Source organism: Streptomyces sp. UG1, from assembly GCF_049974585.1.
Classification (GTDB): domain Bacteria; phylum Actinomycetota; class Actinomycetes; order Streptomycetales; family Streptomycetaceae; genus Streptomyces.
Genome location: NZ_JBNGGG010000032.1, coordinates 1 through 25909 on the forward strand (window position 1 = coordinate 1; position 25909 = coordinate 25909).

Genomic DNA, 25909 nt, shown 5'->3' on the forward strand with positions numbered 1-25909 from the left:
CGCTACGAAGCGACCGTGCTGGTCGCAGCCATCAACGAGTGGCTGTGACCAGCACTTTCACAACAGGCCCTAGGCGGATGCCGAGGGCCGCATCGCAGCACGCACGAGATCTCCGTGGGTGCTGGGAAAGGGCGTACGGCCCGGCAGCACCGCCCCGTCGTATGGCGGATTACCGCTTGGTCCCGACACCGCCGAAGTGGGTGACGTCAACGTCCTCGTCCGTGGTTTCGGGACGCCAGCGGGAGCAGGAGACGATGCCCGGGGGCAGGACCTCGACGCCGTCGAAGAGGCGCACAAGGTCGGCGTGGCTGCGCAGCGTCATCGGAGCCGAGCCCTGGCCGTTCCAGTAGTCCACCGCCGCGGCCATCGCCTCGCCATCGATCTCGGTGGTGGGGTGGGAGATGACGAGGTGGCTGCCGGACGGTACGGCGTCCATCAGACGCCGCACGACGGTGACCGCCTCGTCGGTGTCCATGACGAAGTTGAGCACGCCCAGCATGGTGATCGCGATCGGCCGCTCGAAGTCCAGCGTGGCTGCGGCTCCCTCCACGATCGCCTCGGGGGCATGCACGTCGGCCTCGATGTAGCTGGTGGCCCCCTCGGGTGCGCTGGTGAGGAGCGCGTGGGCGTGCGCGAGGACTATGGGGTCGTTGTCGACGTAGACGATCCGGCAGGACGGGTCTACGCGCTGGGCGACCTCGTGGGTGTTGTTCGCGGTGGGCAGGCCGGTACCGATGTCCAAGAACTGGCGGATGCCCGCCTCTGCGGCCAGGAAACGGACGGCGCGGGCGAGGAAGCGGCGGTCGGCGACGGCTGAGCGGGGAAGCTCGGGCACGAAGGACAGGATCTGGTCCCCGACCTCTTCATCGACCTGATAGTGGTCCTTGCCTCCCAACCAGTAGTTCCAGATTCGGGCGGAGTGGGAAACGTCCGTCCGGAGCCGGTCAGGGCGTGCGACGCCTTCGTCACCGCGCGAGAGGTCCGACATGCCGTGCGGTCTCCTTCGGACAGGATGAATCATGGACCTGTCCAACCTAGGCATGACTGTTCAACTACCGCAGAGAATTCGGCATTTCGGCTCCCCGCGCCCGCCCACGGACAACTGCCGCCCGGCCGCCGGGTCAGTAATGGGCGGCTATTTTGCCAGGTGCTGGCGCAGCCTGCGAACCGTGCGGTTCCCGCCTCACGTGGTCGTCGAGCCGGCGGCGCGCCGGCTGCGAACCTGGCGCGTCCGCGAACGGCCACCTCCCGTGTTCCCAAGGACTAGGGTGCCTCGACCCACACGATCCGCCGAGGCGCGTTCTGGGTACCCATTGGGTACAGCGGAATTCTGGATTCCTGCGAGCGGAAGCGGCTGAGCATGGCGGTAGTGCAAAGGCCCCACGGGGCCACGGCGAAGGTCGATGACGACGCTGCGGAACCTCTCGTATCGCCGGTCGATTCGCACAACGAGTGGGACCCGCTGGAGGAGATCATCGTCGGGCGCCTGGACGGCGCGACCATCCCCTCCAAGCATCCGGTCGTGACCTGCAACATCCCCCCGTGGGCGGCACGGGTGCAGGGGCTCGTGGCCGGCTTCAGATATCCGCGTGTGCTGGTCGAACGGGCGCAGCACGAGCTCGATCGGTTCGTCGCTCTCCTGCAGTCCCTCGGCATCACGGTCAGGCGCCCGGACGCGGTCGATCACGGGCGGCGCTTCGGCACCCCCGACTGGTCGTCGCGAGGCTTCTGCAACTCCTGTCCGCGTGACAGCCTGCTCGTGATCGGCGACGAGATCATCGAAACCCCGATGGCGTGGCCGTGCCGGTACTTCGAGACCCACTCCTACCGGCCGATCCTCAAGGACTACTTCCAGCGCGGCGCGCGCTGGACGGCGGCGCCGAAACCACAGCTCAGCGATGCGCTGTACGAGCCCGGTTTCCGTACGCCCGGGCCCGGCGAGCCCATGCGCTACGTCCTCACCGAGTTCGAGCCGGTCTTCGATGCCGCGGATTTCGTACGTGCCGGCCGCGATCTGTTCGTCACGCGGAGCAATGTCACCAATCGGATGGGTATCGAGTGGCTGCGTCGCCATCTCGGACCCGGCTATCGGATCCACGAGATCGCCAGCCGCTGCCGCACGCCCATGCACATCGACACGACGTTCGTCCCGCTCGCGCCCGGCAAGGTCCTCGTCAACCCCGAGTACGTCGACGTCGACCACCTGCCCGACGTCCTGGACTCGTGGGACGTCCTGGTCGCCCCCGAGCCCGATCCGATCGACGACCGCCTGCTCAGGATCACCTCGATGTGCGGCAAATGGCTCAGCATGAACGTGCTCATGGTCGACGAGCGGCGGGTGATAGCCGAGCGCCACCACACCGGCATGCTGCGCGCCCTCGAGCAGTGGGGGTTCGAGCCGATCCCGTGCGACCTGCTGCACTACGCGCCGTTCGGCGGCTCGTTCCACTGTGCGACGCTCGACGTCCGGCGCCGCGGCACGCTCGCATCGTATGCCGACTGATCGGCCCACCGGCGCGCCTCGGCGAATGACCGCAGACGATCGCCCCTCGTCGACCTCATCGCCTCATCGACCTCATCTAATTCATCGACCTCATTGACCTCAGCCTCGAGCGGGCCACACGCCCACCGGATCAGCCATGCCGACCGAACCCGGTGATGAGTTTTCGTGCCCGCACCCGTCACACCTACGACGGGCCACGACGAGGCGGAAGGATGACGTGATGAGTGCGGACACGCGGCTGGAGGAGCTGGGCGTCAGCGGGCTCGGCGAGGTCGACGAGCAGGCGTTCTCGGGGCTGGCGGAGCGGCACCGGCGAGAGCTGCACGTGCACTGCTACCGGATGCTCGGATCGTTCGAGGACGCCGAGGACACCGTGCAGGAGACGTTCCTGCGTGCCTGGCGGCGGCGGGAGACCTTCGAGGGGCGGTCGACGTTCCGGGCCTGGCTGTACCGGATCGCCACCAACGCCTGCCTCGACCTGCTCGCCAAGTGCCGCCCCGAGCCAGCGACCGGCGGCGAGGTGCTGTGGCTGCAGCCCTATCCGGACCGGCTGCTCGACGAGCTGCCCGCGGGCGACGCGGACGAGCCGGAGGCCGTCGCCGTCGCGCGGGAGACGATCGAGCTGGCGTACCTGGTCGCGGTCCAGCACCTCGCGCCGCGCCCGCGGGCCGTGCTGATCCTGCGGGACGTGCTCGGCTGGCCGGCGAAGGATGTCGCGGGGCTCCTCGGGGACTCCGTCAACTCCGTGAACAGCGCGCTGCAGCGGGCCCGCGCCGGCATGCGGGAGCATCTGCCCGCCGAGCGGCAGGACTGGACCGGCAGCGAGGACGACGCCGGGACGCGCGAGCTGGTACGCCGCTACACCGACGCCAGCGTGGCCACGGACATCCCGGCGCTCACCGCGATGCTGCGGGACGACGTCCGCTGTTCGATGCCGCCCACGCCGGGGCTGTACGTCGGCCGCGACACGGTCGTGAACAACTGGGTCGAGGATGGCTTCGAGGGCATGAAGGGCCTGCGCAGCGTCGCGACCTCCGTGAACCGGCAGCCCGCCGTCGCCTTCTACCTCTGGCGGAAGCAGGAGGGCGCGTACCTGCCGCTGACGATCGACGTCCTGCGCGTCACCGGCGGGGCGATCACCGAGATCGTCACGTTCCACGACGACCAGTTCCCGCGGCTCGGGCTGCCGGAGCGCCTGCCGGCCGACGGTACGGAGTAGTCCCGGTGCGGACGATCACGCTGCGCGCCGCGGCCGCCCGAACGATGGAGGAACGACATGAACGGCAGGAATGACACCGAGGTCGTCGCAGGCCCGGCATCGGGCCAGGCCAGCCACACCCACCGACTCCGCGGCCTCGCCGCCACCGGCCTCGTCGCCACGCTCGCGGCGACGTCGGCCACCACCCTCGCCGCGGCGCTTGCCCAGGCCGTAGGCGTCGACTTCGAGGTCCCCGATGGCGGCGAGACGATCCCGTTGTCCGGGGTCGCCGTGGTGACCGGCTTCTTCTCGGTCGTGGGCACCGTCATCGCCCTTGCTCTTCTTCGTTGGAGCGCTCGTCCCGCCGGGCGATTCGTGTGGACGGCAGTGTCGCTGACCGCGATCTCATTGCTCCCGCCCCTCCTCTCCGGGGCAGACACCGCCACCACCGCCGCCCTTCTCGGACTCCACCTCGTCCCCGCGACGGTGATGATCCCCACCCTGGCGCGGAGCCTGCGCACCCGGACCGATTGACGATCCCGCAACGGGACAGCGCCTGCTGTCCGGAAACCGCGTGGCAGGTACACAGAACGCGCCCCGAGACCACGGCGGCCACGACAAGCGCCTCGGGCTCGACCTGGCCTACGACACCCGGGGCATCGGCCTCGCCTCCCTGGCCGCCACCGGATCGACGCTGCCCGATGGATCTCGTCATCGTCCGCGCGAACACCGAGGGCCGGCCAACGTGGTCAAGCTGTCGGACGGGCTGTTCCTGCGCGAAGTGGGCAAGGTGCCGCCGAGTTCCCCGACGTCGAACTCGAAGAACTCATCGTGGACGCCACCGCCGGGCTGCTGGTCCGTAGCCCGCAGCGGTTCGACGTCATCGTCACCACCAACATGTTCGGCGACATCCTCTCCGACGAGGCCTCCGAGCTCTCCCAGCGCGGTGGACACCGTTCTGGACAACCCCGCCACACGCACCCGCGACATCGGCGGGACCTGCCGGCCCTCAACTCCTCGTCGAGCACGAGGAGGAGCTGGGCCGGATCATCTGCGCCGAGCACGGCAAGACCGTCGACGACGCCCGCGGCGAGGTCGTCCGCGGCCGCGAAGTCGTCGAGCAGCAGGTGAACGCCGGCTTTCCCGACTGTCGGGAACGGGGCCACTGCTGTATGCGCGCCTCAGTAGGGCGCTTCCCGGGTATTTGCCTGCCGGGCAAATACCCCCCTGGGTATTTGACGCCCCTCCCGGAGCCGCCGTACTCTCGCCCTCAAGAAACCCCCGGGGGTATTTGAGGAGGCAACGAATGGCTCGAGTGAGCCGCGTCGCCGTCATCGGCGGCGGCAGCGCCGGCATCAGCGTGGCCGCCCGGCTGCGCCGTGCCGGTGTCGGCGACATCACCCTCGTCGAACCGTCCGACACCCACTGGTACCAGCCGCTGTGGACCCTGGTCGGCGGCGGCCAGGCGCCCCTGCGCAGCTCCCGCCGCCCCGAAGGCGCCGTCATACCCGACGGCGTGCACTGGGTCCGCCGGCGTGCGCTGGCCGTCGACCCCGACGCCCGTACGGTGACACTGTCCGGCGGCGCCGAGCTGACCTACGAACACCTGGTGATGGCGCCCGGTCTGCAACTCGACTGGGACGGCGTGCCGGGGCTGGCCGAAGCCGTCGGCCATGGCGGGGTGAGCAGCAACTACGCGCCCGAGTACGCCCCGCGCACCTGGGAGCTGATCAGGAGCATGCGCTCGGGCACCGCCGTGTTCACCCACCCGGCGACCCCGCTGAAGTGCGGCGGCGCACCGCAGAAGATCGCCTACCTGGCCGCCGACCACTGGCGCCGGCGCAAGGTCCTCGACGACATCCGGATCATCCTCGTCCTGCCCGATCCGGTGATGTTCAAGGTGCCCGCCTGGTCGCAGGTGCTGGAGAAGGTCGCCGCCCGCTACGGCATCGAGGTGCGGCTGCGCTCGGAGATGACGGCCGTCGACGGCGAGGCGCGCGAGGTCACGATCACGGACCACGCCACCGGCGCCAAGGAGACCATCGGCTACGACCTCCTGCACGCCGTCCCGCCGCAGAGCGCGCCGGACTGGGTCAAGAGCGGCCCGCTCGCCGATCCGGCCGGCCCGCACGGGTTCGTCGCCGCGGACCGGCACACCCTGCGACACCCGCGCCACGACACCGTCTTCGCGATCGGCGACGTGGCGAACCTGCCCACCTCGAAGACCGGTGCGGCCGTACGCAAACAGGCGCCGGTCGTGGCCGCCAACCTGCTCGACGTCATGAGCGGCCGCGCCCCGTCGCGCCGGTACGACGGCTACACCTCCTGCCCGCTGGTGACCGCCCGGGACCGGATGCTGCTGGCCGAGTTCGACTACGACCTGAGGCCCGCGCCCAGCTTCCCGCTGATCGACACGTTCAAGGAGCGCCGGGACATGTGGGTGTTCAAGCGCTACATCCTGCCGCCGGTGTACTGGCGCGGCATGCTCACCGGCCGCCTCTGACCGGCCGGCCCGGCCCCCCGACCCGGGCCGGCCACCGCCCCACCTGATCCGGGGCGGACTACTGGTTCCCGAATACCCCCCGGGGTATTTCATCCGATTCTCTCCAGACACGGAGGTCACCCGATGTTCTTCGCCCAGTACTACCTCGACTGCCTCTCCCAGGCGTCGTACATGATCGCCGACGAGACGACCGGCAAGGCCGTGGTCGTCGATCCCCGCCGTGACGTCTCCGAGTACCTCGTCGACGCCGAGGCCCACGGTTTCACCGTCGAGGCCGTCCTCAACACCCACTTCCACGCCGACTTCCTCGCCGGCCATCTGGAACTGGCGGACCGCACCGGCTCCTGGATCGGGTACGGGCGACGCGCCGAGACCGAGTACCCCATCCTGAAGCTGGCCGACGGCGAGCGGATCAGCCTCGGTGACGTGACTCTGCAGATCCTCGAAACGCCCGGCCACACCCCGGAGTCGATCAGCATCCTGGTGTACGAGCACGCCGACGACAGCGTCCCCTACGGCGTCCTCACCGGCGACGCGCTGTTCATCGGTGACGTGGGCCGCCCCGACCTGCTCGCCTCGATCGGCGTCACCGCCGACGAACTCGGCCGGATGCTCTACGACAGCATCCAGAACAAACTGATGGGCCTACCCGACGCCGTGCGGGTGTTCCCCGCGCACGGTGCCGGATCCGCCTGCGGCAAGAACCTCTCCACCCGGCGCCAGTCCACCATCGGGGAGCAGCGCGCCACCAACTACGCCTGCCGCCCGATGAGCGAGGAGAGGTTCGTCGAGCTGGTCACCGCGGGACAGCCCTCCGCGCCCGCCTACTTCGTCTACGACGCCATCCTCAACCGCAAGGAGCACGGCCTGTTCGACGCGGCCGCGGCGCCGCGGCCGCTGTCCGTCGAGGAGTTCATGGAGCGGCGCGCGGCCGGAGCGGTCGTGCTGGACGCGCGCTCCCCGCAGGACTTCGCCCCGGGGCACCTGCGCAACTCGGTCAACGTGCCCGCCGACGGACGCTTCGCCGAGCAGGCCGGCATGGTCGTCGGCCCGGAGGAGGAGGTCGTGGTGGTCGCTCCGCAGGACCGGGAGGAGGAGATCGTCACCCGGCTCGCCCGCATCGGCTTCGACAGGGTCGGCGGCTATCTGCGCGAGCCCGAGGGCGCCTTTCCGGCGCTGGACGACAAGATGGAACAGGCAAGCCGCCTGACCGCCGGTGAACTGCGCCGGCTGCTGGACGGCGACGAACCGCCGCTGGTCCTCGACGTGCGCAACGCCGCCGAGCGTGAAGAGGGCTTCATCGACGGTTCGTTGCACATCCCGCTGGCCGAACTCACCCGCCGCGTCGATGAGATCCCGGCCGGCCGGCCCCTGGTCGTCCACTGCGCGGGCGGCCACCGCTCCTCCATCGCCGCCAGCCTGCTGCGCCACCGGGGCCGTACCGACGTCTCCGACCTCCTCGGCGGCTACGGCGCCTGGCTCGCCCTGACCGCCCCGGCCAACGCCTGATCCACCGCCACCCCACTCTCCGGGCGGCGGCCCCGGCCGTCGGGGACCGCTCCCGGCGGCGGCCCAGCCGTCAGGGCCGCCGCCCGCCCCCATGCCTCTTCCACGACAGCTTCCACGACAGCTTCCGCGACAACTTCCGCGACAGCTTCCGCGACAGCGAGGAACACCCCCATGACCACACACACCGACCCGCCGCGTCTCGACCCCACCGCCCTGCGCACACTCCACGACAGCGGCGACGGCCCCCGGCTGCTGGACGTGCGTACGCCCGGCGAGTTCCGCACCGCCCACATACCCGGCTCCTACAACGTCCCGCTCGACACCCTGCGCGAGCACCGGGCCGAACTGCTGCACCACCTCGACGACGAGGTCGTCCTGATCTGCCGCTCCGGCGCCCGCGCCGCCCAGGCCGAACAGGCCCTCGCCGAGGCCGGGCTGCCCAACCTGCGCGTGCTCGACGGCGGCGTCATGGCGTGGGAAGCGGCCGGAGGCGCCCTCACCCGGGGCCCGGAACGCTGGGACCTGGAGCGCCAGGTGCGGCTCGTTGCCGGGAGCATCGTGCTGGTGACCGGCGTCGCGGGCCTGTTCGTGCCCGGTCTGCATCTGGTCGGTACGGCCGTCGGCGCCGGGCTGACCGTCGCCGCGCTCACCAACACCTGCGCCATGGGCATGCTGCTGTCGAAGCTGCCCTACAACCGCGGCCCGCGCACCGACCTCGAGTCCATCGTCACCGCCTTGCGGGGCGCCCCGTGATCGCCGTCGTCATCGCCGCCTCCCTGCTCATCGGGGTCGCCCTCGGTGTCCTGGGCGGCGGCGGGTCCATCCTGACCGTGCCGATCCTGGTCTACCTGGCCGGGATGGGCACCAAGGAGGCGATCGCCACCTCCCTCTTCGTCGTGGGTGTCACCAGTGCCGCCGGGGTCGTCCGCACGCCCGCGCCGGACGCGTCCGCTGGCGCACCGGGTTGCTGTTCGGGCTGGCGGGCATGGCCGGCGCCTATGCGGGCGGGCGGCTCGCGGAGTTCGTACCCGGCACCGTCCTGCTGATCGCGTTCGCCCTGATGATGATCGCCACCGCCGTCGCCATGATCCGCGGCCGGCGGAGGGCACCGAAGCGGGTCCATCACGAACTCCCCGTCGCTCACGTCCTGTTGGACGGCATCGTCGTGGGGCTGGTCACCGGCCTGGTCGGCGCGGGCGGCGGCTTCCTCGTCGTCCCCGCCCTCGCCCTGCTCGGCGGGCTGCCGATGACGGTCGCCGTCGGCACCTCGCTGCTGGTGATCGCCATGAAGTCGTTCGCCGGACTGGCCGGATACCTGGCGAGTGTGCACATCGACTGGGGTTTCGCCGCCCTCGTCACGGTGACCGCCGTCGTCGGCGGCCTGCTCGGCGGCCGGCTGGCCGGGCGCATCCCGCAGGCCGCGCTGCGCAGGTCCTTCGGCTGGTTCGTCGCCGTCATGGGCGTCTTCGTCCTCGGTCAGCAGCTCGCCCCCGGTCTGCGCCACACCCTGCTCACCAGCCCGTGGACCTGGGCCTGCCTGGCCGCGACGGCGGGCGTCGTGGTGAGCTGGTCCGCACGCCGTCCGGCAGCACGGACCCGCCGCTCTCCTCAGGTGTAGACGATCTGCCCGCCGACGGCGCGTTCGTAGAACTCCCCCACCGTGATGACGTCCTGGACCTGCTCGACCAGGTCGTGATCGTCCAGCTCGAACAGGTCGACCGAGGCCTGCGTGTAGTCGATGGCGTGCAGTTGCCGCGGGCGACAGCGCACGAGGTGCTGCGGCTGGGCGAGCCCGAACGGGACGAAGAGAGGTGGCCGTCATGTGCCGGCCGTTCCGCCGCCGAGTATCACGATGTGCTGGCCCATGCCTCCACGGTGGCGCCGCGGACGGCCGTGAGGCATGTGCCGCCGCGCCGACAGGACGCCACGAACCCGCCCGCCTACCATGAAGCTGCTGGAGAAAATACCCAGCAGGGTATGTCAGCAGAGTCGTGCGCCCCAGGGCCGAACGGCCCCCGCCGCACCCGGTCGGCCTCTGCGCCCGGCGGGCCGTCCGCGGTCGACTGGAATCGGAAGGAAGTCGACATCGACGAGGAGGAGGCCGCTCCCATGACCGCCATCGCACCGCAGGCGCGGAACACCAACCGGCCGCAGGACGGGGACGCGCACCGCCTCGAGGTCGCCCACGTCGACCACGACGCCTACGCCGTGGACATGGCCACCGACCGCCCGGCCCGGGTCGACGCGCTGCGTGTCGTGGTCGTCCCGCCGCCGGAGCTCCGCGCGCGGCGCCGGGACGCCCTGCCGGCCGTGGCCTCGCACTGTACGGTCCACAACCCCCTGCACCGGCCGCCCGCCGCCGACATCGGGCTGGAGCCATGAGTACGGCCTCGGCGCCGGCCAATGTCGGCGCTGCTGGAGCGCATCCGGGGCGGGCTCGTCGGCGACGACGAGGTGCTGGACGGCCCGTACGGCCCGAAGCGGATCGTCTACGCGGACTACACCGCCTCCGGCCGCTCGCTGCGTTTCGTCGAGGACTTCATCCGCGAGGAGGTCCTGCCGCGCTACGGCAACACCCACACGGAGAGCTCCAGCACCGGCCTGCAGACGACCCGGCTGCGCGAGGATGCCCGCCGGATCATCCGCGACGCGGTCGGCGGCACCGCGGACGACCTGGTGATCTTCTGCGGCTCGGGCGCCACCGCGGCCGTGAACAAGCTGGTGGGCATCCTGGAGCTGCGCCGCCCGGGGAAGCCGCCCGAGGCCCAGCGGCCGGTGGTCTTCGTCGGACCGTACGAGCACCATTCCAACGAGCTTCCCTGGCGGGAGTCGATCGCCGACGTCGTGGTCATCGACGAGGACCCCGACGGCCACATCGACCTCGCCCGGCTGGAGGCGGGCCTGCGCAGGTACGCCGGCCGGCCGCTGCGCATCGGCAGCTTCTCCGCCGCCTCGAACGTCACCGGCATCCTGACCGACACCGACCGCGTCGCGAGCCTGCTGCACGCATACGGCGCCCTGTCCTTCTGGGACTACGCGGCCGCCGCCCCGTACGTCGCGATCCGGGTGGCGCCGAGCGCGCCCGGCGCGGGCGACCACAAGGACGCGCTGTTCCTCTCCCCGCACAAGTTCGTCGGCGGCCCGCAGACCCCGGGCGTCCTGGTCGTCCGCCGTGACCTGGTCCGCAACCCGGTGCCCACCGCGCCGGGCGGCGGCACCGTGGCCTTCGTCGATCCCCTCGGGCACCGCTACCTCGACGACCCGGTCGCCCGCGAGGAGGGCGGTACCCCGGCCATCGTGGAGTCCATCCGCGCCGGGCTGGTCTTCGCCCTGAAGCAGGCCGTCGGCACGGACACCATCCAGGCCGCCGAGGAACGCCACTGGCGCCACGCCCTGACCCGGTGGGACACCGACTCCAGGATCGAGATCCTCGGCAACCACCAGGCCCGGCGGCTGGCCGTCGTCTCGTTCCGCATCCGGTACGGCGACGGCGCCTACCTGCACCACAACTACGTGGTCGCGCTGCTCAACGACCTGTTCGGCATCCAGGCCCGCGGCGGCTGCTCGTGCGCCGGGCCCTACGGCCACCGCTGCTGGCGATCGACGCCGCCACCTCGCACGCCCTGCTCGACGAGGTCGTCCACGGCTGCGACGGCGTCAAGCCCGGCTGGATCCGCCTGAACTTCCACTACTTCATCAGCGACACCGTCCGTGACTACCTGATCGCCGCGCACGGCCACCGCCTGCTGCCCGACTACCGTTTCGACCCGCACACCGGGCAGTGGCACCACCGCGCCGGCGCCGCCGACCCGCCGCTGCGGCTGACCGACGTGCGTTTCACCGCCGCCGGAGACCTCACCGCCCCGGCCCGCCGCCACCACCGACTGGGCGAGGATGCGCTCGCCGGGCAACTGGACGCCGCCCGCGAGGTGTTCGCCGCTCGCCCGGACCGCCTCCACGACGGCCCGACCGGTCTGCCACCCGACTTCGAGCGGATGCGCTGGTTCCCGCTGCCACCGGTCTGCCTGGAACAAACCGGGACCGGGAGTGCTTGAATCAAATACCCAGCCGGGTATACGAGCGTTTTCTGAGGAGTGATCGTGGAACTGGAGCTCGAGGGCGCGGATCTGAAGGCCGTGCTGAACCGGCTGCGCCGCGCGCAGGGTCAGATCTCCGGTGTGATCCGGATGATCGAGGAGGGACGCGACTGCGAGGACGTCGTCACGCAGCTCGCCGCCGCCTCACGCGCACTGGACCGTGCCGGTTTCGCCATCATTGCCACCGGTCTGCAACAGTGCGTGACGGACATCGAGTCCGGCCGCAAGAACGGCGCGGACGGCGAGGACCCGGCCGCGATGCGCGCCCGGCTGGAGAAGCTGTTCCTGTCGCTGGCGTGAGGACCACCGCCACTACGGCCGTCACGGCATCGCGTCGACGAGCATGAAGGCCACCACCGCCGACAGCACCACGTCGAAGATCCACTGAAGCGCGCCCGGAGACCTTCACGGACAGCCGCTTGCCGTCCCAGGCCCCGAGGATCACGGCGCCGTCGAAGGGGCCGACGACCCGGTGCCCACCGCCTCGCGCAGGTGAGCGCGACGATGACCAGGCTCGCGGTCGTGGGGCCGACTGGGCTGAAGCCGAGCAAATGGACCAGCGCGGGCACGGCCGGCCCGCTGCCGCCGATCACCGGCCCGCCGGCCCGCTGGCCAGGGCGAGGACGAGCGCGCTCACGCGACGATGCCGTTCCCCCGCGCGCGTCCACCACCGGCAGCCCCGCTCCGGCCCAGTCCTTCATGCCTCCGATGACGTCCACGGCCTCCGCCCCGCGGGCGGCCGGCAGTTCGGCGGCCTGCCGGGAGCGGTTGCCGGAGAGGCAGATCACGACCAGGGGCCGCGCCTGCGCCCGCTCCTGTTTCCCATGTCGTACGGAAGATCGGCCGTACGGAAGATCGGCAGCGCCCGGCGGCGTCACGAAGTGCGGACGGTGAGTCCGGCCTTCCCGGCCGCGTCGATGGAGTCGTCCACGGCGACCACGTCGCGCCCTGCGGCGTCCAGCAGGGACGCGGCGATGGCCGCACGCATGCCGCTCGCGCAGTGCACCCACACCTCGCCGTCCGGCACCTCGTCCAGTCGGCCGTGCAGGGTGTGGATCGGAATGTGGACCGAGCCCTCGATGTATCCGCCGGCCCGCTCCGAGTCGCGCCGGACGTCGAGGACGGCGACGCCCTCGGCCGGACGCCGGTCCGCGAGATCGGCGAAGGTCCCCCGCGGGAAGGAGACCGGCTTGTCGCCGTCACGCACCCAGTCCGCGGGCTCACCGGTGGCGGCCGCGGCCGGCCGGTCGATGCCCACCCGGGCCAACTCGCGCTGGGCGGCGGCGAGTTGCCCGACCGACTCGGCGAGCAGGGTGACCGGCTTGCCCCACGGGACCAGCCAGGCCAGATAGGTCGCGAGCTGCCCCTCCGCCTCGAAGTTGAACGAGCCCGCGACATGCTCTTCCGCGAAGGCGACGCGGTTGCGCAGGTCCACCACCCACTCCCCCGCCGCCAGCCGGGCCGCGATCTGCTCGGCGTCGGCCACCGCGGGCGGGGTCAGGTCGACCGGGGCGGGTCCGGCGGCGTTGAGCGGGCCCACGTGCGCGTAATAGGCGGGGATGTCGTCCAGGCCGGCCGACAACTCGGCGACGAATGTGTCCACGTCCCGGGTGAGGGCCTCGTTGGACACCTTCTCCTTGCCGATGGTCGTGTCACCGCCCTCCGCCTGGGAGGAGGAGCAGAAGCTGCCGAATCCGTGCGTCGGCAGTACGGCCGTGTCGTCGGGCAGCTCCGCGGCCAGCCTGTGCGCGGAGGCGTGCTGCTGTCGGGCCAGTCGCTCGGTCAGCCGGGGCTCGACCAGGTCGGGGCGTCCGACGGTGCCGATCAGCAGCGAACCGCCGCTGAACACCGCGACCGCCGCGCCGTTCTGCTCCAGTGCGTAGGAGGTGTGGTGCGGGGTGTGACCGGGGGTCGACAGCGCGCGCAGGGCCAGGCCGGCGGCGGCGTCGATCTCCGTGCGGTCGCCGTCGTGCACCGGGACGCGCGCGAAGGAGACGCGGGCTCCGGCGGGCACCAGGTAGGCAGCGCCCGTGAGCCGGGCCAGCTCCGGTCCGCCGGTGACGTAGTCGTTGTGCACATGCGTCTCGACGACATGCGAGATCCGCACTCCGCGTCGAGCGGCCGCCGCGATCACCCGATCGACGTCGCGCGGCGGATCCACCGCCACGGCCGTGCGCTCGCCACCCGCCAGATAGCTCCGGTTGCCGAGTCCCGGCACCTCGATCGTGTCGACGAAGAACACGAGGTACTCCCTTCTGGTGCGTAATTACCCCAGGGGCGCACCTCACGAGTACCTCGCACAGGACCGGACACCCGTCCCGCTCGCGCGAACCGACGAGAAAGGCCATCACCACCCGCACCCGCGACGCCCTCGCCGGACAGGGCTTCGGCATCCTCACCGAGATCGACATGACCGCCACCCTCAAGGCGAAGCTCGACCACGCCATGAAAAGGACTACGTCATCCTCGGGGCCTGCAATCCGCCCCTGGCCCGCCGGGCCCCGGACACAGACCGCTCCATCGGGCTGCTGCACACGATGGTCGCCCTCGCCGAACTGGACGCCCTGCGCCCGGTCGCCGAGGAGGCCACGCGCCGCTTCGACGCCGCCCTGACCTCACTCACGGCGACCGAGACAGAGGGCTGAGTCCCCCGTCAACGCCGGCCGCCCCGTCAGGCCCAGCCGGTCATCAGTGACTCGACTTCTCCTGAGGCCCACAGCATCCGCAGCCGGAGGCGCCATCGCGGTCGCCCGTGGCCGCCTCGGAGATGCCGGTGATCGGCACGGCGCAGCATGTGTCGCCGCGCCACGCCTCCCTGCCCTCCTTGACCGCGACGGCCGCGATCACCAGCGCGGCGACCGGGTCCGCCCACGACCAGCCGAAGAGGGAGTTGGCGAGCAGCCCGACGAGGAGGACCGCCGACAGGTAGGTGCACAGCAGGGTCTGCTTGGAGTCCGCGACGGCCGAGGCCGAGCCCAGTTCGCGTCCGGCGCGGCGCTGGGCGGCCGAGAGGAACGGCATGACCGCCAGGGAGAGCGCGGCCAGCACGATGCCCGGTGTCGAGTGCTGGGCCTCACCGGTGCCGGCCAGGGCGCGGACCGATTCGACGGTGACGTAGGCGGCCAGGGCGAAGAACGAGAGCGCGATGATCCGCAGCGCGGCCTTCTCGCGCGCTTCGCGTACGGCGTGCTCGCGTGCCGAGAACTGCCAGGCGACGGCGGCGGCCGAGGAGACCTCGATGACGGAGTCGAGGCCGAAGCCGATCAGGGCGGTGGAGGAGGCGATCATGCCGGCGGTGATCGCGACGATCGCCTCGACGACGTTGTAGGTGATGGTCGCCGCGACCAGAAGCCGTATGCGCCGGGACAGTTGGGCACGTCGGCTCGGCGTGGGGCCCAGGGCTATCGGCAGGGACATCAGCAGCAGCCCTTCTCCCGCGCATCGAGGCAGGTGCGGTCCGCCTCGACGGCGAGGACCGCCCCGCGCAGGTCGTCCAGGGCGTGGCCGAGGCGGGCGTCGGCCAGTTCGTAGCGCACGCGTCGGCCTTCGGGGACGGTGACGACGATGCCGCAGTCGCGCAGACAGGCCAGGTGGTTCGACAGGCGGGTGCGCGAGATCCCCAACTCCTCGGCCAGGTCCGCCGGATGGGCCGGCGCTTTGCGCAGGGCGAGCAGGATCCGGCAGCGGATCGGGTCGGCGAGGGCGCGGCCGAAGCGGGCGAGGGCGTCGATGTCTGCGGCGATGGTCAGCACGAGACCTACCGTACAGGGAATCCTGAATTCAGGAAATCCTGAATCGAAATTCAGGTCCCTGCCTGTTCCTGTACTCGCCATCAGTGCCGCAGCTTCCGGCCTTCGATGTCCTCACGGCGACCTGCCCCTCCCGCACCTCGCTCGCCCGGATCGCCAACAAGTGGACGGCGATGGTGGTCATCGCCCTCAGCGGTGGCCGGATGCGCTTCCGCGATCTGCGGGCCAAGGTCGACGGGATCAGCGCCAAGGTGCTCACCGAGACACTGCGCGACCTGGAGCGCGACGGGATCGTCACGCGGCATGTGTACGCCGAGGTCCCGCCCAGGGTCGAATACGAGCTGACGGCGCTGGGACACACCCTGCACGCGCCCCTGCACGCGCCGGGCCGAGCACTACACCACCGAGGTGCTCGCCGCGCGGGAGAGCTACGACGCCCGCCAATGACCGAGTGACCTAGGGTGGGCGTCTGCTCAGCCGCAGTCGAAAGGCGAAGGGTGCCGCTCGGTGGGACGTCGCGAGAAGCCGGTCGATCCTGACGCCGGTCCGATACAGCGGCTCGCGCACGACCTGCGTCGGAGAGTTCCGGGCTCTCACCGCGGTCCTCACAACGATCCGTGGAAGGTGCGGCTGATCAGGTCGAGGTGCTGCTCACGGGTCAGCCGCCGGGTGTGGGCCCTGTCCTTCTCCCAGACGGTGCGGGTGCGGTCGGTGGGGCCGGTCAGGAAGGACGCGTCGCCTCCGTACGGCGTGTGGTTGTCCTGGCTGAAGCCGCGCACGTCGATGTGCTGCACCACTGCGTGCCGGCGAAGGCGCGCCAGGCGCCGGTGTGTGGCCACCGCGTCGCGTACGGCGCACACCACGAATGTCACCGCCGTGGAGATCACCAGAAGCACCGCGAAGCGCCTCCAGAGGCCAGGCCTCGATGACGCACCCACCTCGCACTCCCTCCTCGGTCGGGGGCCTCTCACACCCATGGAACCTCCGGATCGGAGTCGACGGAGGGTGCCGGAGGTCCCCTGGTCGGAGCCGGGTGGCCCGTCTCGAGGGACCGGGTGGCCCATGGGTCGTCGCCGATCGCGGGCGCACGCCGGCCTTGGAGGTCCCTGCACCCGTCGGGAGGCACGCCGTGATCATCACGCAAGCACCCGGCATACTGCGCGCCCTGCCCGCCGAGCACCGGCGGCGGCTCATGGGCGTCGCCCGCGAGGTGTCCGTCCCGCAGGGGACGCGCCTGTTCGAGGAGGGCGGCAGGGCCGACCGGTTCTGGGTCATCCGCACGGGCACCGTCGAGCTCGACATGCGGGTGCCGGGCCGACGCCCGGCCGTCGTCGAGACCCTCCGGCACGACGAACTCATCGGCTGGTCCTGGCTGTTCACCCCGCACGTCTGACACCTGGGCGCCGAGGCGACGACCCCGGTGCGGGCGTATGAGTTCGACGCCGAGGCCGTCCGGACGCTGTGCGGGGACGACCCCGCGCTGGGCCGAGCCGTCACGCAATGGGTCGGCGACGTGCTCGCCCACCGCCTGCGCTCCGCCCGGACCCGACTGCTGGACCTGTACGCCCCGTACGGCTCGGGTGGCTTCGCCTGAGCGTCCCCACGAGCCGACGCGAAGAAGAGTCACCATGCGAGAGGCCGAGCTGCTCAAGGTGCACGGCACGGCACGGCTCGCCGGCCGGGTCCGGGGCACGTTGCTCGTCCCCGTGGCGGCCCGTCTGGTGCGGCTCGTCCGGGTTGGTACGGCGGGCCTGACCGACGTTGTGACCGACCTCCTACTCCGCCTTTACGCGAGCCGCGGTAACGTTGTGAACGAAACCGTTTCGTTCTGCTGGCAGGCCGCCACCCGCCTCCCCCCAGGAAGAAGACAGGCATGGTCTCCGTACTCGTGGTGAACGACCAGTCCCTCCAGCGCCTCGCCCTGCGCATGCTCCTCGGCGCCGAGCCCGACCTGATCATCGCCGGGGAGGCGACGAGCGGGGAGGAGGCGGTCCGGATGAGCGCGGAGCTCCGCCCCGACGTCGTCGTGATGGCCGGCCGGCTCTCCGGCACGGACGGCATCGAGACCGTCCGGCACCTCACCCGCCGCCACCAGCTCCCCCACCCCCGTCAAGCCGCGGACACGTACCCGCACACCCCCCGCGTGCTGATGCTCACGCCGGCCGGTCACGACGAGTACGCCTACGCCGCCCTGCGCGCCGGCGCGGACGGATTCCTCCTCGAGGACGTCGCCCCCGACGAACTGGCATCGGCCGTCCGTGTCGTGGCCGCCGGGGACGCCGTCAGCACCCCGGCGCTGACCCGCGCGCTCATCGACGCCGTCCGCGACCAGACCACCGTGCGCGCCCTGCCCCGCACCTCCGGGCTCGACACCCTCACCGGGCGTGAGCGTGACATCCTCGTCGCCGTCGCCGCCGGTTGGTCCAACGCCGAGATCGCCGAGCGGCTGTCGATCGCGCCGACCACCGTGAAGACCCACGTCAGCAACATCCTGACCAAGATCGGCGCCCGTGCCCGTGTGCAGGCGGTGACCTTCGCCTACGAGTCCGGTCTCGTCGTGCCCGCGGCCTGACGCCGGGCCAACTGGCCTCCCGTCACTACACCATCCGGTGGCTTATCGCCGCCGCGATGTTATTCATATCAGCCGACTTCCTATCCATTCCACTGTCCGGCTCTTGGTGCTGACCACCCGTCACGAGGCCCTGAACCAAGTCGAGGAGAGTGGAAGATGACGACATCGCCGAGATGGCGATCTGTTCTGACGCCGGCCGTCATGGCCGCCGCGCTCGCCGCAGCCGCCCTGGCGAGCGGGGGCACCGCGTACGCCGATGACCACAAGCCCGCCCACCCCCCACACCCCGGCAAGCAGACCCACCCGGCCGCGCACGCACCGAAGCCGGAGTACCCGGCGAAGCCGGTACATCCGGGGCACCCGGTGAAGCCCGCGCATCCAGTCAAGCCGGCCCATCCTGCCAAGCCGGCCTATCCGGCGAAGCCGGTCCACCCTGCCAAGCCCGCGTACCCGGCGAAGCCGGTCAAGCCCGAGCACCCTGTGAAGCCCGCGTACCCGGCGAAGCCGGTCAGGCCGGCATACCCGGCGAAGCCCGTCCATCCGGTGAAGCCCGCCTACCCGGCGAAGCCCGTGAAGCCCGAGTATCCGGTGAAGCCCGCGTACCCGGTCAAGCCGGCCAAGCCCGCCTATCCCGCGAAGCCCGTTTACCCCGCCAAGCCGGCCAAGCCGGAGTACCCAGCCAAGCCTGTCTACCCCGCGAAGCCTGCTTACCCGGCAAAGCCCGCCAAGCCTGCGTACCCGGCGAAGCCTGCCTACCCGGCAAAGCCTGCGTATCCGGCCAAGCCTGCCTATCCGGCCAAGCCTGCTTACCCGGCAAAGCCCGTGAAGCCTGACTACCCGTCAAAGCCCGTGTACCCGACCAAGCCGGTCAAGCCGGTCAAGCCCGCCTACCCGACCAAGCCGGCCTACCCCAGCAAGCCCGCGAAACCGGCCTACCCCGCCAAGCCTGCCTACCCGGCGAAGCCGGCCAAACCCGCCTACCCGGCCAAGCCTGCGTACCCGGCGAAGCCTGCCTACCCGAGCAAGCCCGCCTACCCCTCCAAGCCGGCCTACCCTGCCAAGCCGGCCAAACCCGCCTACCCGGCCAAGCCCGCCAAGCCCGCGTACCCGGCGAAGCCCGCCAAGCCGGCCTACCCATCAAAGCCCGCCCACCCGGTGAAGCCGGCCTACCCGAGCAAGCCCGTTCACCCGGTCAAGCCCGCCTACCCGAGCAAGCCCGCCCACCCTGTCAAGCCCCACTACCCCTCAAAGCCGCACTACCCCTCCAAGCCCACCCACACCAAGCACCACAAGGGTCAGTGGTAACCAGGAGCGCCTGATCCCCGCTGGTGCAGCCCCGGTGATGCCGGGCCCGGTCGCTCCGGGCCCGGCATCGCTGTCTCATCGGCCACATGGACGCCGTGCTCGTGGCATGCCTGCCCGCGCTGCACCGCGCCCTCGACCGGCAGGTGGGCCCGGAGTTCCCGCATCTCAAGCCGCCCGAGGCGCTGCGGATGAAGCCGAACAACGTCAGCGCGCTGGTCACGCAGATGACCGAGCAGGGGATGCTGGTGCGGCGACAGGACTCCGGCGACAAGCGGATCGCGCATCTGCACCTCACCCCCGGTCGCCCGGCAGCGCAACGCCGAGCTCTCGGACATGATGGGCGCCCATCTGACGCACGCGCTGCGGCCCTGCCCGACGGCGAACTGGATGCCCTTGGCTCCGCGTTGGGCGCGCTGGAGGCGCTCACCGAGCACCTGCACCGTCCCACCCGTCCCGCCTGTCCCTTCGGCGCGCTGCTGATGCCGAACACGCTCGGCGTGCTGCTGCCGTCTTCCCGCCGCGGAAGTTCGGTATGGCGGTCGGTGTCTGGGCGATGGCCTCCTCGGTCTCGACCGCTCTCGGCCCCATCGTCGGCGGGCTGCTCGTGCAGCACGTCAACTCGGGCAGCACGTCGACTGGGAGTCCGTCTTCTTCTACATCAACGCGCCATCGCGGCCGTCGCGCTCGTCTTCAGCGTCCTCGTGCTGCCGCAGAGCAGGAACGCCGACGCCCCTCGGGAGAGGTACGACATCGGCGTGGTCGTCCTGCTGGTCTGCGGCCGCCACGAAACGCGGGTCGCCGCCCCGCTGCTGCCCGTGCGGCTGTTCCGCAGCCCGGCGCTCACCATCGGCACCGTCATCACCGCGCTGAACTTCTTCGTGCTGCTCGGCGTGATCTTCTTCGTCATGCTCTGCCTGCAGAACGTGCGCGGGTTCACCCCCGTCGAGGCCGGCGTGCGCACCCTGCCGCTCAGCCTCGCCTCGGTCGTGGCCTCCCCGCTGGGCGCGGCGCTGACCGACCGGTTCGGCCCCGGTTCACGAGTGGTGATGGCCTCCTCGTCCGACGCGGTCGTCGGCAACGCGCCCGTGCGGGACGGCGGTGTGGCGGGTGGACTGCAAGCGACCGCGCTGCAGATCGGCGGGGCGCTCGGCACCTCCGTGCTGGTGTCCCTCATCGGCAGCCGGGTCGGCGCCACCCTGACCGGCGAACTGACCTCCGCCAGGGTGCCGACGCCGACGGCGCGGGGTCTGGCCGAGGCGAAGGACGCGGTGGCCATGGGCGTCGCCCCGGTCTCCGGCGACATGCCCGCGCGGTGTGCACGCCGTTCATGAACGCCTCGTGGCTCCCCTCGACGACGGCTGCGGCCGGGGTACGGGACCCGGCGCCAGAGGGGTCCTGAGAGTCGGGTGCGGTGCCTGTGGTGTTCCGCACGCCAAGGGTGTGTGCCGGGCGCCGCGGGCGCTGTGCGGGACTCTCGGGAACCGGGACTTTCACCCCCGGAACCGGAAGGCCTACGGGATCTCCTGCTCGGCCCAGATGATCTTCCCCCCGGCCGTGTAGCGGGCGCCCCAGCGGTGGGCGAGCTGGGCCACCAGGAACAGGCCCCGGCCGCCCTCGTCCATGCTCCGGGCGTGCCGCAGGCGTGGCGCGGTGCTGCTGGCGTCGGCGACCTCGCAGGTCAGCCGGGAGTCGCGGAGCAGCCGTAGGCGGATGGGGGGTTCGGCGTAGCGGATGGCGTTGGTGACCAGCTCGCTCACGATCAGCTCGGTCGTCATGGCCAGTTCGCCGAAGCCCCAGGCCTGCGTCTGGCGGGTCGCCCGGGCGCGGACGTCGGCGACGGCCGCCGGGTCCACGGGCACGTCCCACGACACGACGTTGTCGGTGCCCAGGGCGTGGGTGCGGGCCAGGAGCAGGGCGATGTCGTCGGGCTGCGGCGCGGGCACCAGCTCCCGTACCGCGGTGGAGCACAGCGTGTCGAGGTCGAGGTCCCGCCGGGACAGCAGATCGCCGAGCCGGGTCATGCCGTGCTCCATGTCGCGGTCGGCGGCGGCGACGAGGCCGTCGGTGTAGAGGCCGAGCAGGCTGTCCTCGGCGAGTTCGATCTCGCCGACCTCGAACGCCATCCCGCCGAGCCCGAGCGGCGGTCCGGGCGGGAGTTCGGGGAAGGAGACCTGCCCGTCGGGCGCGACGACGACCGGGGGCGGGTGTCCGGCGCGGGCCAGCGCGCAGCGCCTGGTGACCGGGTCGTAGACGGCGTACAGACAGGTCGCGCCGAGGAATCCGGTGGTGCCGCGGCGGGCCGCGTCCGCCGGGGCGTCCTCGGGGCGCTCCTCGCTGAGGCGGAGCACCAGGTCGTCGAGGTGGGCCAGCAGTTCGTCGGGCGGCATCTCCATGTCGGCGAGGGTCTGTACGGCGGTGCGCAGCCGGCCCATGGTCGCCGCGGCCGTGATGCCGTGCCCGACCACGTCGCCGACGACCAGGCCGACGCGGGCGCCGGACAGCGGGATGACGTCGAACCAGTCGCCGCCGACGCCTCCCGTCGGATCCGCCGGCAGGTAGGAGGAGGCCACCTCCAGGGCCGTACCGCCCGACAGGGCATGCGGCAGCAGGCTGCGCTGGAGGGTGACGGCGGCTGTGTGTTCGCGGGTGTAGCGGCGGGCGTTGTCGACGCACAGCGCCGCGCGGGCCACCAGCTCCTGGGCGACCAGGACGTCGTCGGGCTGGAAGGAGACGGGGTTGAGCGAGCGGACGAACGTGGTGAGGCCGAGCGCGGTGTTGCGGGCCCGCATCGGCACCGAGATGAGGGAGTGCAGGCCGAACTCGCGCATGCTGGCCGCCCGCTCGGGCTGTTCGGTGACCCACAGTTCGTCGGACGGGTCGAGGACCGGGATGAGGATCGGGTCGCCGTCGAGGAGCAGATGCGCGCCGTGCGGCGGCGGCACGAAGTCCACCCGTTCCCCGATCCGCGCCACGGCCTCCGGGCAGCCCTCGCGCACCGAGCTCATGCCGGCCCGGCGCATCACCGGCTTGGCGGGGGCCGGGCCCGCGTCGGTCAGCCACGCCCCGTGTCCCTCGTTGCTGAGCACGGGCTCCAGCAGGTCCACGACGACGAAGTCGGCGAACCGGGGCACGGCGAAGTCGGCCAGCTCCTGCGCCGTCCACAGCACGTCCAGTGTGGTGCCGATGCGTGTCCCGGCCTCGTTGACCAGCGACAGCAACTGACGGGCGTTCCACCGCTCGGTGACGTCCGAGACCATGTAGCAGACGCCGTTGATCGAGTCGTCGGCGTCCACGAGGGGGAAGAACGACGTCGAGTAGGCGTGCCGGCGGTGTGGGTCGGCCCAGCTCCAGCCCACGTACTCGTAGTCGGTGACCGGGACGCCGGTCTCCAGGACCTTGCGCATCAGTCCCTCGATGGTGTCCGCCTGCAGCCCGGGCAGCAGTTCGCTGAGCCGGCGGCCGAGGCGCTGTTCGCGGGGCACGCCGCCGAACCGCTCCAGGGTGTCGTTGATCCAGACGTAGCGCAGCTCGGTGTCCATCACGGCCATGCCGACCGGGGAGCGGGTCAGGAAGCCGTCGAGGACGGACTGGCCCACCTCCCAGTGGCGCCGGGGCCCGCGCGCCGAGATCAGGAAGCACTCGTCGGCGCCGATCCGGAAGGACGCGGAGACCCGCAGGTCCACGTCGATCCGGTGGCCGTCGCGATGCCGTACGGGGATCTGGCCGCTCCACCCCATGCCGGCCCGGCAGCGCTCCGCGACCCCGGCCACCCGGACCGGGTCACCGGGCACCGCCAGCAACCGGGCGGCGGAGGTGCCGACGATCTCCGACGGGGCCAGGCCGAGGAGTTCCTGCGCGGCCCGGGTCCAGCCGAGCACGACGCCCTGTCCGGACACCACCGCCGCCGCGTCGCTGGACGCGTCGAAGGGGGCGCGCGGTTCTGCGAACGTGGGCGCGTCGGGCCTTTCTCGCGGAGCATCCATGGGTCCTCACGCAGCGTCCCTGAAGTCCCTCTACACGACCATGTTCCTGCTAGTCCGCGCGATGTGCACGGGCCGAAGGCCGCCGATCCCGTCCGAAGCCGCTGCGGACGGCTCCTCGGGCGGAGCGGGCATCAAGGTGCAGGTCGTCGCAGGCGTGGTACCCGGCTGGGAAGGTCGGCGGGCCCTGCCGGCCGCGGAGGAGCTGTGTGATGACAGCCGAGTCCTTCCAGTCCGACGGTGGCGGGTACGGCCCGGAGCCGCCGCCCCGGCCGACCGGGCTGCTCGATGTGCTGAGCGTGGCCGCGGTGGTCGTCGACGCGAGCGGGCGCATCGTGTTCTGGACGCCGCAGGCCGAGGACCTCTTCGGATACACCGCCGAGGAGGCGCTGGGGACGCCGGCGGCACGGCTGTTCATCCACCCCGAGCATCTGCCGACGGTGGTGCGGCTGTTCACGGAGGTGCTGGAGACCGGCCGCAGTTGGGCCGGTGCCTTCCCGGTGCGGCACAAGGACGGCAGTACCCGGCTGACGGAGTTCCGCAACATGCGGCTCCTCGACGATCTCGGGGACGTCTACGCCCTCGGCATCGCCGCCGACCACTCCCTGCTCCAGCGTGTGGAGACCGATCTGGCCTTGTGCGAGCGGCTGATCAACCAGTCCCCGATCGGTCTCGCCCTCGTCGACCCCGACCTGCACTTCCTGCTGGTCAACCCGGCCCTGGAACGCATCGACGGCATCCCGGCCGAAAACCATGTGGGCCGCCCGCTGGGGGAGACCCTGTCGCTGCCCGACATCGACACCGTCGAGTCGTGTCTGCGCCAGGTCCTCACCACCGGAACCCCGCTGCTCGACCAGTACCACGTGGGCCGCCCGCCCGCCGACCCCGAGCACGAGCACGCCTGGTCGCTGTCCTTCTACCGGCTGGAGGACCCCGGCGGGCGGGTCCTGGGCGCGGCCATCTCGCTCGTCGACGTCACCGAGCGGCACCGCGCGGCCGCCGAGGCCGACCGGGCCCGCCGGCGGCTGGCCCTGATCGCCGACGCCTCCACCCGGGTCGGCACCACGCTGGAGGTGGAGCGCACCGCGCACGAGCTGGCGGAGGTCGCCGCACCGGAGCTGGCCGACGTGGTCGCCGTGGACATCCTGGACTCCGCGCTGGCGTGCCGGCGGATGCGCCGGCCGGACAACGGCCCGGAGCTGTTCCGTGCCCTCGCCCTCAAGGCGGCGCACCCCAGCGTGGCCCTGCGCGCGGCCGACCCGCCCGGTGATCTCGCGGCGTACGACGGGGACCGGCTGGTGACGCTGTGCGTGCACACCGGCCGGCCGGTGCTGGTACGGCATGTCGGCGAGGACGATCTGCGGCGTATCGCCCGGGACGCCGAGGCCACCTCGCTGCTGGCGCGGGCGGGCGTGCACTCCTATCTCGCGGTGCCGTTGATCGCGCACGGCGAGGTGCTGGGCGCGCTCGACCTCAAGCGGACGCGCAATCCGGTGCCGTTCGACGAGGACGACGTGGTCCTGGCGAGCGAGCTGGCCAGCCGGGCCGCGGTGGCCATCGACAACGCCCGCTGGTTCCAGAGCGTGCGCAACACCGCCCTCACCCTCCAGCGCAGCCTGCTGCCCGACCATCCGCCGCACCACACCGGCCTGGAGCTGGCCTCCCGCTACCAGCCGGCGCAGGCCACCAGCGAGGTCGGCGGCGACTGGTACGACGTGATTCCGCTGGAGGACGACAAGACCACGCTGGTCGTCGGCGACGTGATGGGCAACGGCATCGACGCCGCCGCCACCATGGGCCGGCTGCGCACCGCCACCTGCGCCTACGCCGACCTCGACCTCGCTCCGGGCGCCGTGCTCAGACACCTGGACAAGATCACCTGCGATCTGGAGCACTACATCGTCACCTGCCTGTACGCGGTGTTCGACCCGCACACCGGGCGCTGCCACATCGCCAACGCCGGCCATATGCCACCCGCGCTGGCCCGCCCCGGCGACCCGCCGCGGCTGCTCGAACTGCCCACGGGCGCCCCGCTCGGCGTCGGCGGCATCACGTTCCGCACCACCACGGTCGATCTCCACTCCGGCGATCTGCTGGTCCTGTACACCGATGGCCTCGTCGAGACCCGGCACCACCCCATCGACGACCGCCTGGACGCCCTCCTCGGCTTCCTCGACGAACCCGCCAGGCCCCTTGAGGAGACCTGCGACCTGCTGCTGTACGGCCTGCGCCATCCCGACGACCACGACGATGTCGCGCTGCTCGTCGCTCGGGTGCTGTAAGGCTGCCGCGGAACCGTTTCGGTCCTTTCGGTCCTTTCGGTCCTTTCCGAGGGTGCGCCCGCGCGGCCCCGCGCTTCGGGTGGCCGGCGTCGTCGACACAGGCTGAGCTCGTCCCCGGCCCCCGCTGCGAACCCACCCCGGGGCAGTGGTCCGCGAGCGCCCGGGCCGCTCTCGCCGTCGCGCTGCAACCCTCGCTCGGGCCGCTCCCGAG

Annotated in this window: 21 protein-coding genes and 6 pseudogenes; 19 read left to right on the forward strand and 8 right to left on the reverse strand. The window is 71.6% G+C overall.

The window, feature by feature from the left end; translation table 11 throughout:
- Positions 1-169 precede the first annotated feature (169 nt).
- A complete protein-coding gene (locus tag ACP4J3_RS31690; protein ID WP_426539551.1) occupies positions 170-988 on the reverse strand; it encodes an SAM-dependent methyltransferase in 819 nt (272 codons plus the stop codon).
- Between the two features lie 372 nt (positions 989-1360).
- Here ACP4J3_RS31690 and ACP4J3_RS31695 point away from each other — a divergent pair, with 372 nt between their 5' ends.
- The 8 genes and pseudogenes from ACP4J3_RS31695 to ACP4J3_RS31730 all read left to right on the forward strand — a co-directional run bounded on the left by ACP4J3_RS31695 (position 1361) and on the right by ACP4J3_RS31730 (position 9331).
- Positions 1361-2503: an amidinotransferase gene (locus ACP4J3_RS31695; RefSeq protein WP_426539552.1), complete on the forward strand. Its 1143-nt coding sequence runs from the start codon at positions 1361-1363 to the stop codon at positions 2501-2503.
- A 220-nt stretch (positions 2504-2723) separates the two neighbouring features.
- Positions 2724-3722: an RNA polymerase subunit sigma-70 gene (locus tag ACP4J3_RS31700; protein WP_426539554.1), complete on the forward strand. Its 999-nt coding sequence runs from the start codon at positions 2724-2726 to the stop codon at positions 3720-3722.
- A gap of 57 nt (positions 3723-3779) precedes the next feature.
- Entirely contained in the window at positions 3780-4235 is a 456-nt protein-coding gene (locus ACP4J3_RS31705) for a DUF6069 family protein (protein ID WP_426539555.1), read from the forward strand.
- A gap of 297 nt (positions 4236-4532) precedes the next feature.
- A pseudogene (locus ACP4J3_RS31710) lies at positions 4533-4577 on the forward strand (hypothetical protein); the annotation flags it as partial.
- 430 nt (positions 4578-5007) lie between these two features.
- Positions 5008-6204 carry an FAD-dependent oxidoreductase gene (locus tag ACP4J3_RS31715; protein ID WP_426539556.1) on the forward strand — a complete coding sequence of 399 codons (1197 nt, stop codon included), beginning with the start codon at positions 5008-5010 and terminating at the stop codon, positions 6202-6204.
- 123 nt (positions 6205-6327) lie between these two features.
- Positions 6328-7713 carry an MBL fold metallo-hydrolase gene (locus ACP4J3_RS31720; protein WP_426539557.1) on the forward strand — a complete coding sequence of 462 codons (1386 nt, stop codon included), beginning with the start codon at positions 6328-6330 and terminating at the stop codon, positions 7711-7713.
- Between the two features lie 171 nt (positions 7714-7884).
- Positions 7885-8466, forward strand: coding sequence for a rhodanese-like domain-containing protein (locus tag ACP4J3_RS31725; RefSeq protein WP_426539559.1), 582 nt, complete (start codon positions 7885-7887; stop codon positions 8464-8466).
- Positions 8463-9331: pseudogene (locus tag ACP4J3_RS31730) on the forward strand (sulfite exporter TauE/SafE family protein). The gene ACP4J3_RS31725 and the pseudogene ACP4J3_RS31730 overlap by 4 nt, the downstream one beginning before the upstream one ends.
- Here ACP4J3_RS31730 and ACP4J3_RS31735 read toward each other — a convergent pair.
- Positions 9322-9483 (reverse strand): hypothetical protein, encoded by a 162-nt coding sequence (locus ACP4J3_RS31735; RefSeq protein WP_426539560.1) that lies wholly within the window; start codon positions 9481-9483, stop codon positions 9322-9324. The pseudogene ACP4J3_RS31730 and the gene ACP4J3_RS31735 sit on opposite strands and share 10 nt — an antisense overlap.
- A 339-nt stretch (positions 9484-9822) precedes the next feature.
- Between ACP4J3_RS31735 and ACP4J3_RS31740 the strand changes: the two genes are divergently transcribed.
- The 4 genes from ACP4J3_RS31740 to ACP4J3_RS31755 are packed head-to-tail and all read left to right on the forward strand — an operon-like array spanning position 9823 to position 12110.
- Positions 9823-10095 (forward strand): hypothetical protein, encoded by a 273-nt coding sequence (locus ACP4J3_RS31740; RefSeq protein ID WP_426539561.1) that lies wholly within the window; start codon positions 9823-9825, stop codon positions 10093-10095.
- 21 nt (positions 10096-10116) lie between these two features.
- Positions 10117-11394, forward strand: a complete 1278-nt coding sequence (locus ACP4J3_RS31745) for an aminotransferase class V-fold PLP-dependent enzyme (protein WP_426539562.1) — start codon at positions 10117-10119, stop codon at positions 11392-11394.
- Positions 11280-11768 (forward strand): hypothetical protein, encoded by a 489-nt coding sequence (locus tag ACP4J3_RS31750; RefSeq protein ID WP_426539564.1) that lies wholly within the window; start codon positions 11280-11282, stop codon positions 11766-11768. Before ACP4J3_RS31745 ends, ACP4J3_RS31750 begins: the two co-directional genes overlap by 115 nt.
- Positions 11769-11813: 45 nt before the next feature.
- On the forward strand, positions 11814-12110 hold the full coding sequence (locus ACP4J3_RS31755) for a metal-sensitive transcriptional regulator (RefSeq protein WP_426539565.1): 297 nt from the start codon (positions 11814-11816) through the stop codon (positions 12108-12110).
- Positions 12111-12295: 185 nt separating this feature from the next.
- On the opposite strand, the pseudogene ACP4J3_RS31760 reads toward ACP4J3_RS31755, so the two are convergent.
- A pseudogene (locus ACP4J3_RS31760) lies at positions 12296-12447 on the reverse strand (sulfite exporter TauE/SafE family protein); the annotation flags it as partial.
- Between the two features lie 237 nt (positions 12448-12684).
- Positions 12685-14052, reverse strand: a complete 1368-nt coding sequence (locus ACP4J3_RS31765; RefSeq protein WP_426539566.1) for an MBL fold metallo-hydrolase — start codon at positions 14050-14052, stop codon at positions 12685-12687.
- Between the two features lie 104 nt (positions 14053-14156).
- Between ACP4J3_RS31765 and ACP4J3_RS31770 the strand changes: the two are divergent.
- Positions 14157-14455, forward strand: a pseudogene (locus ACP4J3_RS31770) (DUF302 domain-containing protein).
- 43 nt (positions 14456-14498) lie between these two features.
- On the opposite strand, the gene ACP4J3_RS31775 reads toward ACP4J3_RS31770, so the two are convergent.
- The gene (locus ACP4J3_RS31775; protein WP_426539567.1) at positions 14499-15227 is read right to left on the reverse strand and encodes a cation transporter; all 729 of its coding nucleotides are present in this window, start codon (positions 15225-15227) and stop codon (positions 14499-14501) included.
- Positions 15227-15562 carry an ArsR/SmtB family transcription factor gene (locus ACP4J3_RS31780; RefSeq protein ID WP_426539568.1) on the reverse strand — a complete coding sequence of 112 codons (336 nt, stop codon included), beginning with the start codon at positions 15560-15562 and terminating at the stop codon, positions 15227-15229. The genes ACP4J3_RS31775 and ACP4J3_RS31780 overlap by 1 nt, the downstream gene beginning before the upstream one ends.
- A gap of 83 nt (positions 15563-15645) precedes the next feature.
- Here ACP4J3_RS31780 and ACP4J3_RS31785 point away from each other — a divergent pair, with 83 nt between their 5' ends.
- Positions 15646-16014: a winged helix-turn-helix transcriptional regulator gene (locus ACP4J3_RS31785; protein ID WP_426539569.1), complete on the forward strand. Its 369-nt coding sequence runs from the start codon at positions 15646-15648 to the stop codon at positions 16012-16014.
- 150 nt (positions 16015-16164) lie between these two features.
- Here ACP4J3_RS31785 and ACP4J3_RS31790 read toward each other — a convergent pair whose 3' ends face one another.
- Positions 16165-16455 carry a hypothetical protein gene (locus ACP4J3_RS31790; protein WP_426539570.1) on the reverse strand — a complete coding sequence of 97 codons (291 nt, stop codon included), beginning with the start codon at positions 16453-16455 and terminating at the stop codon, positions 16165-16167.
- A 296-nt stretch (positions 16456-16751) separates the two neighbouring features.
- Between ACP4J3_RS31790 and ACP4J3_RS31795 the strand changes: the two are divergent.
- The 4 genes and pseudogenes from ACP4J3_RS31795 to ACP4J3_RS31810 form a co-directional block, all read left to right on the forward strand.
- Positions 16752-17153, forward strand: a pseudogene (locus tag ACP4J3_RS31795) (cyclic nucleotide-binding domain-containing protein).
- Positions 17154-17432: 279 nt separating this feature from the next.
- Positions 17433-18131, forward strand: coding sequence for a LuxR C-terminal-related transcriptional regulator (locus tag ACP4J3_RS31800; protein ID WP_426539571.1), 699 nt, complete (start codon positions 17433-17435; stop codon positions 18129-18131).
- 156 nt (positions 18132-18287) lie between these two features.
- Positions 18288-19436, forward strand: coding sequence for a hypothetical protein (locus ACP4J3_RS31805; protein WP_426539572.1), 1149 nt, complete (start codon positions 18288-18290; stop codon positions 19434-19436).
- A gap of 464 nt (positions 19437-19900) precedes the next feature.
- Positions 19901-20746: pseudogene (locus ACP4J3_RS31810) on the forward strand (MFS transporter); the annotation flags it as partial.
- Positions 20747-20947: 201 nt separating this feature from the next.
- Here ACP4J3_RS31810 and ACP4J3_RS31815 read toward each other — a convergent pair.
- Complete coding sequence (locus ACP4J3_RS31815) at positions 20948-23419, reverse strand: SpoIIE family protein phosphatase (protein ID WP_426539574.1); 2472 nt, start codon at positions 23417-23419, stop codon at positions 20948-20950.
- A 209-nt stretch (positions 23420-23628) separates the two neighbouring features.
- Between ACP4J3_RS31815 and ACP4J3_RS31820 the strand changes: the two genes are divergently transcribed.
- Positions 23629-25698, forward strand: coding sequence for a SpoIIE family protein phosphatase (locus tag ACP4J3_RS31820; RefSeq protein WP_426539575.1), 2070 nt, complete (start codon positions 23629-23631; stop codon positions 25696-25698).
- Positions 25699-25909 lie beyond the last annotated feature (211 nt).

What these genes read in the sequence shown, in the direction of transcription:
- ACP4J3_RS31690 (WP_426539551.1), bottom strand. Translation starts at nt 988, where the DNA reads ATGTCGGACCTCTCGCGCGGTGACGAAGGCGTCGCACGCCCTGACCGG.
- ACP4J3_RS31695 (WP_426539552.1), top strand. Translation starts at nt 1,361, where the DNA reads ATGGCGGTAGTGCAAAGGCCCCACGGGGCCACGGCGAAGGTCGATGAC.
- ACP4J3_RS31700 (WP_426539554.1), top strand. Translation starts at nt 2,724, where the DNA reads ATGAGTGCGGACACGCGGCTGGAGGAGCTGGGCGTCAGCGGGCTCGGC.
- ACP4J3_RS31705 (WP_426539555.1), top strand. Translation starts at nt 3,780, where the DNA reads ATGAACGGCAGGAATGACACCGAGGTCGTCGCAGGCCCGGCATCGGGC.
- ACP4J3_RS31715 (WP_426539556.1), top strand. Translation starts at nt 5,008, where the DNA reads ATGGCTCGAGTGAGCCGCGTCGCCGTCATCGGCGGCGGCAGCGCCGGC.
- ACP4J3_RS31720 (WP_426539557.1), top strand. Translation starts at nt 6,328, where the DNA reads ATGTTCTTCGCCCAGTACTACCTCGACTGCCTCTCCCAGGCGTCGTAC.
- ACP4J3_RS31725 (WP_426539559.1), top strand. Translation starts at nt 7,885, where the DNA reads ATGACCACACACACCGACCCGCCGCGTCTCGACCCCACCGCCCTGCGC.
- ACP4J3_RS31740 (WP_426539561.1), top strand. Translation starts at nt 9,823, where the DNA reads ATGACCGCCATCGCACCGCAGGCGCGGAACACCAACCGGCCGCAGGAC.
- ACP4J3_RS31745 (WP_426539562.1), top strand. Translation starts at nt 10,117, where the DNA reads ATGTCGGCGCTGCTGGAGCGCATCCGGGGCGGGCTCGTCGGCGACGAC.
- ACP4J3_RS31775 (WP_426539567.1), bottom strand. Translation starts at nt 15,227, where the DNA reads ATGTCCCTGCCGATAGCCCTGGGCCCCACGCCGAGCCGACGTGCCCAA.
- ACP4J3_RS31800 (WP_426539571.1), top strand. Translation starts at nt 17,433, where the DNA reads ATGGTCTCCGTACTCGTGGTGAACGACCAGTCCCTCCAGCGCCTCGCC.
- ACP4J3_RS31805 (WP_426539572.1), top strand. Translation starts at nt 18,288, where the DNA reads ATGACGACATCGCCGAGATGGCGATCTGTTCTGACGCCGGCCGTCATG.
- ACP4J3_RS31815 (WP_426539574.1), bottom strand. Translation starts at nt 23,419, where the DNA reads ATGGATGCTCCGCGAGAAAGGCCCGACGCGCCCACGTTCGCAGAACCG.
- ACP4J3_RS31820 (WP_426539575.1), top strand. Translation starts at nt 23,629, where the DNA reads ATGACAGCCGAGTCCTTCCAGTCCGACGGTGGCGGGTACGGCCCGGAG.